This is a genomic window from Vibrio japonicus, from assembly GCF_024582835.1.
Classification (GTDB): Bacteria; Pseudomonadota; Gammaproteobacteria; order Enterobacterales; family Vibrionaceae; genus Vibrio; species Vibrio japonicus.
Genome location: NZ_CP102096.1, coordinates 2415731 through 2427790 on the forward strand (window position 1 = coordinate 2415731; position 12060 = coordinate 2427790).

The 12060-nt window shown below is 44.0% G+C and carries 9 protein-coding genes; 4 read left to right on the top strand and 5 right to left on the bottom strand.

Going from position 1 to position 12060, the window contains the following annotated elements:
* Positions 1-75: 75 nt before the first annotated feature.
* The 3 genes from NP165_RS11340 to NP165_RS11350 all read left to right on the top strand — a co-directional run bounded on the left by NP165_RS11340 (position 76) and on the right by NP165_RS11350 (position 3879).
* A complete protein-coding gene (locus NP165_RS11340; protein ID WP_257084062.1) occupies positions 76-2028 on the top strand; it encodes a PTS mannitol transporter subunit IICBA in 1953 nt (650 codons plus the stop codon).
* Positions 2029-2139: 111 nt separating this feature from the next.
* Positions 2140-3288 carry a mannitol-1-phosphate 5-dehydrogenase gene (locus NP165_RS11345; protein ID WP_257084063.1) on the top strand — a complete coding sequence of 383 codons (1149 nt, stop codon included), beginning with the start codon at positions 2140-2142 and terminating at the stop codon, positions 3286-3288.
* 60 nt (positions 3289-3348) lie between these two features.
* Positions 3349-3879 (top strand): MltR family transcriptional regulator, encoded by a 531-nt coding sequence (locus NP165_RS11350; protein WP_257084064.1) that lies wholly within the window; start codon positions 3349-3351, stop codon positions 3877-3879.
* 257 nt (positions 3880-4136) lie between these two features.
* Here NP165_RS11350 and glmS read toward each other — a convergent pair whose 3' ends face one another.
* Both glmS and NP165_RS11360 read right to left on the bottom strand, forming a co-directional pair.
* The gene (gene glmS / locus NP165_RS11355; protein ID WP_257084065.1) at positions 4137-5969 is read right to left on the bottom strand and encodes a glutamine--fructose-6-phosphate transaminase (isomerizing); all 1833 of its coding nucleotides are present in this window, start codon (positions 5967-5969) and stop codon (positions 4137-4139) included.
* A 72-nt stretch (positions 5970-6041) separates the two neighbouring features.
* Positions 6042-6803, bottom strand: coding sequence for a DeoR/GlpR family DNA-binding transcription regulator (locus NP165_RS11360; RefSeq protein WP_257084066.1), 762 nt, complete (start codon positions 6801-6803; stop codon positions 6042-6044).
* A gap of 431 nt (positions 6804-7234) precedes the next feature.
* Here NP165_RS11360 and pykF point away from each other — a divergent pair, with 431 nt between their 5' ends.
* On the top strand, positions 7235-8647 hold the full coding sequence (gene pykF / locus NP165_RS11365; protein ID WP_257084067.1) for a pyruvate kinase PykF: 1413 nt from the start codon (positions 7235-7237) through the stop codon (positions 8645-8647).
* A 61-nt stretch (positions 8648-8708) separates the two neighbouring features.
* On the opposite strand, the gene NP165_RS11370 is transcribed toward pykF, so the two are convergent.
* The 3 genes from NP165_RS11370 to fbaA form a co-directional block, all read right to left on the bottom strand.
* A complete protein-coding gene (locus tag NP165_RS11370) occupies positions 8709-9404 on the bottom strand; it encodes an oxidative stress defense protein (RefSeq protein ID WP_257084068.1) in 696 nt (231 codons plus the stop codon).
* A 157-nt stretch (positions 9405-9561) separates the two neighbouring features.
* A complete protein-coding gene (gene mscS / locus NP165_RS11375; RefSeq protein ID WP_257084069.1) occupies positions 9562-10425 on the bottom strand; it encodes a small-conductance mechanosensitive channel MscS in 864 nt (287 codons plus the stop codon).
* Positions 10426-10864: 439 nt separating this feature from the next.
* Complete coding sequence (gene fbaA, locus NP165_RS11380) at positions 10865-11941, bottom strand: class II fructose-bisphosphate aldolase (RefSeq protein ID WP_257084070.1); 1077 nt, start codon at positions 11939-11941, stop codon at positions 10865-10867.
* Positions 11942-12060: the final 119 nt, after the last annotated feature.

Sequence of the window (12060 nt, forward strand, 5' to 3'; positions counted from 1 at the left end):
TGGGTACTAAGCAATCAGGCGGTTTTGGCGAACCGTACTACAACATATCAACAGAACATCGAACGGGGAACTCGTATGATATCACCAGACGCAAAGATCAAGATACAAAATTTTGGTCGCTTCCTGTCAAACATGGTAATGCCTAATATCGGTGCATTCATCGCATGGGGTTTTATCACTGCTCTATTTATTCCAACCGGTTGGTTGCCAAATGAAACACTGGCAGCAATGGTTGGTCCAATGATTACCTACCTATTACCACTACTGATCGGTTACACCGGTGGTAAGCTAGTCGGCGGAGATCGCGGCGCAGTCGTAGGTGCTATTACAACAATGGGTGTGATTGTCGGTACCGACATCCCAATGTTTATGGGCGCAATGATTGTCGGCCCAATGGGTGGCTGGGCAATCAAGAAATTCGATAACTACATCGACGGCAAAGTGAAAAGTGGCTTCGAGATGTTGGTGAACAACTTCTCGGCAGGCATCATCGGCATGGCATGTGCCATTATCGCTTTCTTCCTCATTGGCCCGTTTGTCAAGGTGCTATCAGGTGGCTTGGCGGCAGGCGTAAACTTCCTGGTCGCAGCTCACCTTTTACCTTTAACTTCTATATTTGTTGAACCAGCAAAAATCCTGTTCCTGAACAATGCGATTAACCATGGTATTTTCTCACCGCTTGGTATCCAGCAAGCTGCGGACACGGGTAAATCGATTTTCTTCCTAATTGAAGCAAACCCGGGTCCTGGCCTAGGCATATTGCTAGCATATATTGTGTTTGGTAAAGGGACGGCCCGTCAAACCGCAGGTGGTGCTTCAATCATCCATTTCTTCGGTGGTATCCACGAGATTTACTTCCCGTATATATTGATGAACCCTCGTCTTATCCTTGCTGCAATCGCGGGCGGTATGACAGGTGTATTTGTATTAACTCTATTCAACGCGGGGATCGTTTCTCCAGCTTCACCAGGCTCAATCTTTGCTGTATTGCTCATGACACCTAAGAGTGCCATGGTTGGGGTTTTAGCTTCAATCGCTTCAGCGGCGGCTGTGTCCTTCACCGTGGCATCACTGCTACTAAAAACACAAGCTTCAACTGAAGAAGACGGTGATGGCTCAGCTTTAGAGAAAGCAACATCGCAAATGAAAGACATGAAATCGACGTCAAAAAGCAATGCAGCAGCGAGCACTCAAGCAAAAGGTGACTTAAACCTAGCGACAGTGCAAACCATTATTGTTGCGTGTGACGCAGGCATGGGCTCTAGCGCAATGGGCGCAAGCTTACTACGTAAAAAAGTGCAGGAAGCGGGCCTGAATATCAACGTGACTAACTTAGCGATCAACAGCTTACCGGAAAACGTTGACATCGTCATCACTCATAAAGACCTGACAGACCGTGCACGCAAACATGCACCAAACGCACACCACATGTCACTGACTAACTTCCTAGACGGTGAAATGTATAACCAACTGGCGACCCGATTACTTGCTGCACAAAAACAAAATGCGGCAAACGATGATCGCATGGTGAAAGTATCTATTGTTGCTGCAAACGATGACAGCTTTGAAGTTCAAGCTTCTCCTGTCTTCCAAATTCAACATGAAAACATCCACCTAGACTTACCCACTACCACTAAAGAAGAGGCCATTCGCTTTGCTGGTAACAAGCTAGTCGAGATGGGCTATGTCGAGCCTGAATACGTAGACGCCATGTTTGAGCGAGAAAAAATGGTGCCAACTTACCTAGGTGAATCTATCGCTGTTCCTCACGGTACTGTGGAAGCAAAAGACAAAGTGAAAAAGACGGGTATCGTGATCTGCCAATACCCACAAGGGATCCAATTTACTGACGACAAAGATGATATTGCCAAACTAGTGATTGGTATCGCAGCCAAAAACGATGAGCATATCCAAGTTATCACGACCATTACTAATGCTCTAGACGATCCAGAAGCGATTGACATGCTTACCACGACCAAGGATATAGAAGAAGTTCTCAATATCCTTGGCCGAGAACAAGCCGCTTAATCCGCATCTGAACCCCTTTTGCTCCTGAGCAAAACTGAGGTCAGCTGCCTCCCCCATATAGCAGTTGACCTCACTCTAAAATCGTTAGCACATTACATTGGTAGGTAAATTATGAAAAACGCAGTTCATTTTGGCGCAGGTAATATCGGTCGAGGCTTTATTGGTAAATTGTTGGCAGATGCAGACATAGAAGTCACGTTCGCAGATGTTGATGCACCTTTAGTTGACCAACTTAGTCATAAACAAGAATACAAAGTTAAAGTCGTGGGGACTGAGTGTAAAATCGATACCGTCAGTCATGTGACAGCAGTAAACTCCGCCAGTGATGACGTCATTGAGCGCATGGTACACACAGATCTTGTCACAACAGCAGTAGGTCCAAACGTACTGGATATTATCGCTAAGACCATCGCAACTGGTATCGCGAAACGCTTTGAAGCAGGCAATGAAGCGCCGCTGAATATCATCGCGTGTGAAAATATGGTTCGCGGTACGACCCATCTAAAAGGCGAAGTTTACAAACACTTAGACAAGTCGCTGCACGCAAAAGCAGACGAGCTAATCGGTTTTGTCGATTCTGCAGTTGACCGTATCGTTCCACCAGCGGAAGCTGCCAATGATGATCCACTTGAAGTGACTGTAGAGAGCTTTAGCGAATGGATTGTTGACGAACAACAGTTTAAAGGTGACGTGCCACACATTGAAGGAATGGAAACCACCAACAATCTGATGGCATTTGTTGAGCGAAAACTGTTTACGCTCAATACGGGCCACTGCATCACTGCTTATCTTGGCTGCCTGAAAGGGCATAAAACGATTCGTGAAGCGATCGAAGATCCTGAAATCCACGCGGATGTAAAACAGGCAATGTCAGAAAGCGGAGAAGTGCTGATTCGCCGTTACAATTTTGACCGCGAGATGCACAATGCGTACATCGATAAAATTCTTGGCCGCTTCGCGAACCCGTATCTGGTAGATGAAGTCGACCGAGTTGGTCGTCAGCCACTCAGAAAATTAGGGGCAAACGATAGATTGGTCAAACCTTTGCTAGGTACAATCGAGTATGGCACTGAAAACCAAGTACTTTTAAAAGGCATCGCCGCAGCTTTGAAGTATACTAACCGCGATGATCCACAAGCAGTTGAACTACAAACATCGCTAAAAGAACATGGTGTGCGCCAAACTGTAGCCCACTACACTGGCCTAGCGATAGACAGTGAAGAAGTCGCAAAGATTGAAGCAATCTACGTGTCTCTGTAACAATAACTCAAGGGGAGCAGTGTCTCCCCTTTTAAATAAACAAAAACGACTAACTGGTATATGGTAGACAGACTTAACGAAACTGAAATAATAGAAACATTAAACGATGCACCATCGGTTCGCGGGTTCTTTATTGCCGCCGTGGATATCTTTAATAATTCTATCGATGCACTAATACAGAGAATCTTTCGAAAAGATAACTTTGCCGTGCAATCAGTCGTCGGGCCTTTACTCCAAGATTCTGGTCCGTTGGGCGACTTGTCTGTACGGTTAAAGTTGTTGTACGGTTTAGGGGTATTACCGGACGATGTCTATCACGACATCGAAGACATCATAAAAATCAAGAATGCGTTGAACAGTGATGCTTCGGATTACGAGTTCACCGACCCTAATATTCTCGACCCAATAACCAAACTCAATTTAGTGCAAAATCTAGGGATGGTTCAGTTTCAAGTGTCTGAGCCTGACGACGATATCGACCTTGAGTTTTATCAATTGCAACTGAAACGTCAGCAGCAAGTTATCAAATCCGGGCTTTCTTTAGCCATTGTAGAGATATGCAATGAGCTAAATAAGGAAAGTCCGTTTTAATCATTCTCATACCGATTCTAGAATCATCACAAGAAACCGTTTCAGCGTCATTGCATGTACTGCGAACCTTAGATTCCAAAAAATTAGCCAACACAATCCGCATATACCTCACCAGATATGAGTTTCCGAACTCGTAAAATGTTTCGTGACCGATACATTGCATCAAGATCAATAAAGGCGGCGAGTTATTACACTCACCGCCTCTTTATTATGTTTACGCTACGTAAGGTAAATGGTTAGCTTCGCTTTACAGCCGATTATTCCACTGTTACCGCTTTCGCTAAGTTGCGAGGTTGGTCGACGTCTGTCCCTTTGATAAGAGCGACGTAGTAAGACAGCAGCTGCATCGGAATGGTGTAATAAATTGGAGCCGTGATGTCACTTACGTGTGGCAAAGTGATAATTTTCATTGTGTCATCTGCTTCAAATCCTGCGTCCTCGTCCGCAAACACATAAAGTAGACCACCACGAGCACGCACTTCTTCAACGTTGGATTTCAGCTTTTCAAGTAAATCATTGCTTGGTGCAACAACAACCACAGGCATATCTGCATCAATCAAAGCCAACGGACCGTGCTTCAATTCACCTGCTGCGTAGGCTTCTGCGTGAATGTAAGAGATTTCTTTGAGCTTCAGTGATGCTTCCATAGCGATTGGGTAGAATTCACCACGACCTAAAAACAGTGTGTGATGTTTATCGGCAAAATCTTCAGCTAATGCTTCAATCTCTTTTTCAAAAGAAAGCGCGGCATTAATTTGAGCAGGAAGCGCATGAAGAGCTTCAACGATCTCTTTCTCTTTTTCCTGACTAATACGATTTTGTTGCTTACCTAACGCAGTCACTAGCATTAGCAAAGCGGACAACTGAGTGGTAAACGCTTTCGTAGATGCAACACCGATCTCTACACCAGCGCGAGTCATAAAGGCAAAATCAGATTCACGTACTAAAGATGAACCAGCGACGTTACAAATGGTCATCGCAGCCATGTAGCCTTTTTCTTTTGCCAGACGAAGCGCCGCTAGCGTATCGGCCGTTTCACCTGACTGAGACAGTGTGATCAACAAGCTATTAGGGCGAGTCACAAACTTGCGGTAACGGAATTCAGACGCAATTTCAACGTCACAGCTCACACCCGCAATATCTTCAAACCAGTAACGTGCAGTCATCCCTGCATTGTAAGACGTGCCGCATGCGACGATCTGTACATGTTCTACTTTGCTCAGAATATCGGCTGCGTTTACACCAATAGATTCTGTAACAACAGAGTCAGCCGTTACACGACCTTCCATTGTATTAATCAGTGCCGTTGGTTGTTCGTAGATTTCTTTCTGCATGAAGTGACGGTATTTGCCTTTGTCACCTGCATCGTGTTCAGCGTTTGATTCCGTAATCTCACGTTCAACAAGCTCGCCAGAGGCGTCAAAAACGGTAACTTCGCGGCGAGTGATTTCTGCAACGTCGCCTTCTTCTAGGTACATAAAGCGGCGAGTAACGTTAAGTAATGCAAGCTGATCCGACGCTAAGAAGTTTTCACCGACACCAAAGCCAATCACGATTGGGCTACCTGAACGCGCAACGACAATGCGAGACGGATCTTTGCGATCCATCGCTACCGTGCCATAAGCACCTTCCAGTTGTTTAGCTGTGTTTTGTACAGCAACAACAAGAGATTCAGCACTGCGCATTTCCCACTCAACAAGATGGGCAATCACCTCTGTATCGGTCTGAGATTCAAATACGTAACCGCGCTCACGAAGCATGTCACGCAACGCTTCGTGGTTTTCAATAATACCGTTGTGTACTACAGTGATGTCGCCAGACATATGTGGGTGTGCATTCACTTCAGATGGTTCACCATGGGTTGCCCAGCGAGTATGCGCGATACCTGTACCGCCTACTACCTGTGCTCCTTCAACTGCATCCGCTAATTCCTGCACTTTACCTAGGCGACGAACTCGCGTTAAGTTTGACTCGGTATCAACAATAGCAACGCCTGCGGAGTCATAACCGCGGTACTCTAAGCGTCGTAGACCTTCAACCAAAATTTCCGCAACATCACGTTGTGCCACTGCACCAACAATTCCACACATATTTAAACTCCAGTAACTTTTATTCCGAATGGCAACAAGCGAAAGCCAGTCGGGTGATTAATACAAAATTCGTTATACGCAGATCACTTTGATCCCATGGGATTCAATGATCTGTTTAGATTCGGAAGGAAGATCTTTATTAGTGATCAAGACGTCAATCACATCCCAAGCTAATTCTAAATTCGGGATTTTTCGGCCAATTTTTTCAGATTCAACCATGACGATGACTTCGCGGGATACTTCAGCCATCACTTTGCTCAAGCCTACCAGCTCGTTAAATGTGGTTGTCCCACGATTTAAGTCGACGCCATCAGCGCCAATAAATAGTTGGTCAAAGTCGTATGACCTTAAAACGGATTCAGCGACTTGGCCTTGAAACGACTCCGAATGAGCATCCCATGTCCCACCCGTCATCAAGAGTGTTGGCTCACTTTCGAGTTCGTTGAGCGCATTAGCGACATTGAGTGAATTCGTCATCACAACCAAGCCATGCATACCATCAAGCTGCTTAATCAGAGCGCCTGTCGTGCTACCGCTGTCGATCACAATGCGGTTATGTTCGCGAATCAATTTCGCTGCAGCTTGAGCAAGCTCATTCTTACGAACCGAAACACTATCACTCATTTCATCACTGACTACTTCTTTCGGTAATGCAATCGCGCCACCATAGCGTCTTAACAGCTGGCCATTTTTCTCTAGCGACGCAAGATCCTTTCTAATAGTGACCTCTGACGTTCCAAACTGAAGTGAAAGCTCTTCCACACTCACCTCACCTTTCTCGTTAACAAGGTTAGAAATTTGGTGCCTTCTGAGTTGAGTATTTCGTTTCGACATTTATCTACATTTTTATAGTTTCAATTCGAAAGATATTATAGTTGAAGTGAAACTTTTTAGTCCATTTATTTTGAACCAAAAAATTAATAATTCACGATAAAACCTTGTCCTAAGACAATTCTTAGGCAGTGATATTGGCTAAATTCAGTGGTAGAATGCGCCACCTAAACGAAAAAAAATTACAGAATTGAACGTTATATTTTTGCAACTAACCCCATATATATTGGATTAGTCACATTAATACTGGATATCAGCGTCTAACATTAGTCATAAAATGACTAAAATTAGTGAAAGACTTTCAGTTTTGAAGTTATGTCAGAAGCGCGTTTACAACCGATGAAGCAGGCACAAAATGCTAAGTAAACGCCCATGACTTCAAGCTAAGCAACAACTTTCAAATTGTAACTATTATTGACCGGAGAGTATCTTCCATGAAAAAGACCAAAATCGTATGTACGATTGGCCCTAAAACTGAATCTGTAGAGAAGCTAACTGAACTAGTAAATGCAGGCATGAATGTTATGCGCCTTAACTTCTCTCACGGTGACTACGAAGAGCACGGCACTCGTATCGCGAACTTCCGCAAAGTAATGGAAGAAACTGGCAAACAGCTAGCCATTCTTCTAGATACTAAAGGTCCTGAAATCCGCACTATTAAACTAGAAAACGGTGATGACGTTGATCTAGTCGCAGGTCAAGAGTTCACTTTCACAACTGACACTTCAGTTGTTGGTAATAAAGACATCGTTGCGGTTACTTACGCAGGCTTTGCAGCAGATCTAAACGTTGGTAACACTATCCTAGTAGACGACGGTCTAATCGAGATGGAAGTTATCGCAAAAACTGACACTGAAGTTAAGTGTAAAGTTCTTAACAACGGTGCTCTAGGTGAAAACAAAGGTGTAAACCTACCAGGCGTTTCTGTAAATCTACCTGCTCTATCTGAAAAAGATAAAAACGACCTTAAGTTTGGTTGTGAGCAAGGCGTTGACTTCGTTGCAGCTTCTTTCATCCGTAAAGCATCAGACGTTCAAGAAATCCGCGAAGTACTGACTGCAAACGGCGGCGAAAACATCCACATCATCTCTAAGATCGAAAACCAAGAAGGTGTTGATAACTTCGACGAGATCCTAGAGCTTTCTGACGGCATCATGGTTGCACGTGGCGACCTAGGTGTAGAGATCCCAGCAGAAGAAGTTATCTTCGCTCAGAAAATGATGATCGAGAAATGTAACCGTGCTCGTAAGATGGTTATCACTGCGACTCAAATGCTTGACTCTATGATCAACAACCCACGTCCGACTCGTGCAGAAGCGGGCGACGTTGCGAACGCAGTAATGGACGGTACTGACGCAGTAATGCTTTCTGGTGAAACAGCGAAAGGTAAGTACCCTGTTGAAGCGGTAACTATCATGGCTCAAATCGCGAACCGCACTGACTCTGCGTTAAAAGCTGAGCTAGGTTCTCGTCTAGATAGCCCTCGCCTACGTATTACAGAAGCAGTATGTAAAGGCGCAGTAGACACTGCTGAGAAACTAGCAGCTCCACTGATCGTAGTTGCAACTGAAGGTGGTAAATCTGCACGTTCTGTACGTAAGTACTTCCCAACGGCAAATATCCTAGCGCTTACCACTAACCCTAAAACGGCAGCACAGCTTGTTCTGACTAAAGGTGTTCGTCCAGTTCTTGTTGATACTATCGAAAGTACTGACGCATTCTACCTACGTGGTAAAGAATTGGCCCTAGAATCTGGTCTAGGCAAGAAAGGTGACATCGTAGTCATGGTTTCTGGTGCACTCGTTGCTTCAGGTACGACAAACACGGCATCTGTACACGTTCTTTAATCGAATAGTACACATCCTTTGTTTCAAAGAGGGCTCAATGCCCTCTTTTTGTTTTTCGCGATTAATCTAGCTGGAAGACGACATCCACTCTATCGCGTATTACCATCGTTGAATCTTGATAGGTACTCGATTCTACCTTCGCGTCCATCGCCATTGAACGCATAATGACAGGCTGAGTGCTTGGCATGTTGTAGTCAATACGCCACACACCTTTTAGCTTTTTACCAAACCCTTTCGCAAGAGATTCTGCTTTCATATTGGCATCTCTCATCGCCTCTACTCGGGCTTTCTCCTGATACTTAGCTGGCTCTTTTACTTTCAGCTGAATATTATCAACTTGATTAATTCCTGCATTCAGAGCGATATCAAGGTATTGATTGAGTTTCTCCAACTCATTGACCGTAACACTCACGGTGCGGCTTGCTCGATAGCCGACCAACTCCGGCTTGCCATCTTTTGGATAATGGTATTGGGGAGAAAGGTATAAGTTTGAACTATTGATATTGTCTACATGTACGCCCTGCTTTTTCAACTCCGACAGAAAATCAGACACGACCTTATCGACTGACTCTTTAGCTTGTTCTGCTGTCATTGTTGTTTCCACCACTCTGACAGAAAACTCCGCCATATCAGGCTTAGCAATTACTTCTCCATATCCTGACGTTGATAGGTGAGCAAAATCGGGAGTGTTAGCCATCACTCCAAAGCTAATCGCTCCGGTTAATAACGCTGTCATTAATGCTGAGACTTGTTTCATTCTTTCTCTCCTTATGAGATGGAATTCATACATAATAAAGAATGAACAAAACTAGACCAAGCTCAATCCCATTCATATGACAAAGAATTAACTCAGTCCCCAAATTTTTAAATAAAAAAAGCGAGGCTGACACCTCGCTTCGTTTTATTCCGTGGAATTAGTTTACCTTGTTTAGGTGAACATCCATCTGTGGGAATGGGATTTCGATACCGTTCGCATCCAATGCCTCTTTAATCGCTAGCATTGAATCAAAGTATACACCCCAATAGTCTTCAGTTTTTACCCATGGACGAACGACAAAGTTAACAGAAGAGTCTGCCAGTGTATGCACACCGATTGTCATGTCTGGGTTCTTTAGGATACGGCTGTCTTTTTCCAACGTCTCACGAAGAACTTGCTTAGTTTTCTTTAGATCCGCTTTGTACGAAACACCAATCACTAAATCCACACGACGCGTTGCGTGGCGAGAATAGTTTGTAATTGGACCACCGATAACGCCTGAGTTTGGTACAACAACCATTTTGTTATCTGGTGTTTTTAGTACGGTTTGGAAAATTTGGATTGCTTCCACACTACCTGCAACACCGCCAACTTCTACATAATCGCCTGACTTGAATGGACGGAAAGCCACAATCAGAACGCCTGCTGCAAAGTTAGAAAGTGAGCCTTGTAGAGCAAGACCAACGGCAAGACCTGCTGCACCGATTACGGCAACAACAGATGCTGTTTGTACACCAAGACGACCTAGCGCTGCGATCAATACGATGATGAACAGTAGGTAACGAACAAGACCATGAACAAACTCAACAACAGCCTTGTCCATGTTTTTCTTTTCTAGAACTTTTGCAACACTGCCTGCTACCGCTTTAACAATGATGTTACCGATAAACAGAATAATCAGCGCAGAGATAATATTCACACCGTACTGAACAAGTAGGTCTGAGTTATTAGTCAGCCACTTTTCAGCCTGGGACAAGCCCTCTACGATAGGAGCTTCTACGCCCGTTGATTCACCTGCCATAATTCGTATCCTCTAAATACAGATTTTTATTTAACCTAAAGTTTTTCAAAAAGTGCGTGTCATCAAAACTGAGACTATAAATCTTAACTACATCCATATTGTTAAACTGAACAAACGTCAGTATTTTCGCGCAATATCTTAGATATTGACTTTTACAAGTCAAGCTGTTGCAAACACATATAAAACATAAGGTTATCTATGCTGCTCGATATCTGCTTTTTACAGGTTACGTAAAGGTTTTAGAATTCGCCAGATTTTTTGCGCAATTTTGCACCGTTTGATGATTATATGCACACCATGCAGCCATCACCTGCATCAATAAAACCCAAAGACCCATAAATAAGAAAATGAAAGTAGAGGCATGAAAAACATTCTCTGAATGACAAGCAATAAAAAACCCGCTCAAGGAGCGGGTTTCAGAAAACTCAATTCAGACGAATTATAGTACGTCGATTGCGTTAAGGTCTGCAAATGCTTGCTCAAGACGAGTAACCATTGCCGCTTGACCTGCACGTAGCCATACGCGCGGATCGTAGTACTTCTTGTTTGGCGCATCTTCGCCAGTTGGGTTACCGATTTGACCTTGTAGGTAATCGTGGTTTTCAGCTTCGTATTTGCGGATACCATCCCAAGTTGCCCACTGAGTATCAGTATCGATGTTCATTTTGATCACACCGTAACCGATAGACTCACGGATTTCTTCTAGAGAAGAACCAGAACCGCCGTGGAATACGAAGTTTAGAGAGTTTGCAGGTAGACCGAACTTCTCAGAAACGTGCGCTTGAGAGTCACGTAGGATAGTTGGAGTAAGTACAACGTTACCAGGCTTGTAAACACCGTGTACGTTACCGAAAGATGCTGCGATAGTGAAACGGTGGCTGATAGCGTTTAGTTTCTCGTATGCGTAAGCAACGTCTTCAGGAGAAGTGTAAAGCTCAGATGCGTCCATGTCAGAGTTATCTACGCCGTCTTCTTCACCGCCAGTACAACCTAGTTCGATTTCTAGAGTCATGTTCATTTTAGCCATGCGCTCTAGGTACTTAGCACAGATTTCGATGTTCTCTTCTAGAGACTCTTCAGAAAGGTCGATCATGTGAGAAGAGAATAGTGGCTGACCAGTTTGTGCGAAGTGCTCTTCACCTGCATCTAGAAGACCATCGATCCATGGAAGAAGTTTTTTAGCTGCGTGGTCAGTATGTAGGATAACTGGTACACCGTACGCTGCTGCTACTGCGTGTACGTATTTAGCACCTGCGATAGCACCTAGAATTTGAGCTTCTTGACCTTCAAGTTTTAGACCTTTACCAGAGAAGAAAGCCGCACCACCGTTAGAGAACTGAACGATTACTGGCGCTTTAACTTTTGCTGCTGCTTCTAGTACTGCGTTAACAGAATCAGTACCTACACAGTTTACTGCTGGAAGCGCGAAGTTGTTTTCTTTAGCAACTTCAAAAACTTTCTGAACGTCATCGCCAGAAATAACACCTGGTTTTACGAAATCGAAGATCTTAGCCATGGAATTAATCCTATTTATCTGTCGTTTTAAAAATAAAACTTGTTAAGTTTAAATTCTTGCAAACGTTTGCTCACAACACGGCGATTCTAACAAAGAATAGTGTGGTATGCAGCAAACAA

What these genes read in the sequence shown, in the direction of transcription:
- pykF (WP_257084067.1), top strand. Translation starts at nt 7,235, where the DNA reads ATGAAAAAGACCAAAATCGTATGTACGATTGGCCCTAAAACTGAATCT.
- glmS (WP_257084065.1), bottom strand. Translation starts at nt 5,969, where the DNA reads ATGTGTGGAATTGTTGGTGCAGTGGCACAACGTGATGTTGCGGAAATT.
- fbaA (WP_257084070.1), bottom strand. Translation starts at nt 11,941, where the DNA reads ATGGCTAAGATCTTCGATTTCGTAAAACCAGGTGTTATTTCTGGCGAT.
- NP165_RS11345 (WP_257084063.1), top strand. Translation starts at nt 2,140, where the DNA reads ATGAAAAACGCAGTTCATTTTGGCGCAGGTAATATCGGTCGAGGCTTT.
- NP165_RS11340 (WP_257084062.1), top strand. Translation starts at nt 76, where the DNA reads ATGATATCACCAGACGCAAAGATCAAGATACAAAATTTTGGTCGCTTC.
- NP165_RS11350 (WP_257084064.1), top strand. Translation starts at nt 3,349, where the DNA reads ATGGTAGACAGACTTAACGAAACTGAAATAATAGAAACATTAAACGAT.
- NP165_RS11370 (WP_257084068.1), bottom strand. Translation starts at nt 9,404, where the DNA reads ATGAAACAAGTCTCAGCATTAATGACAGCGTTATTAACCGGAGCGATT.
- mscS (WP_257084069.1), bottom strand. Translation starts at nt 10,425, where the DNA reads ATGGCAGGTGAATCAACGGGCGTAGAAGCTCCTATCGTAGAGGGCTTG.
- NP165_RS11360 (WP_257084066.1), bottom strand. Translation starts at nt 6,803, where the DNA reads ATGTCGAAACGAAATACTCAACTCAGAAGGCACCAAATTTCTAACCTT.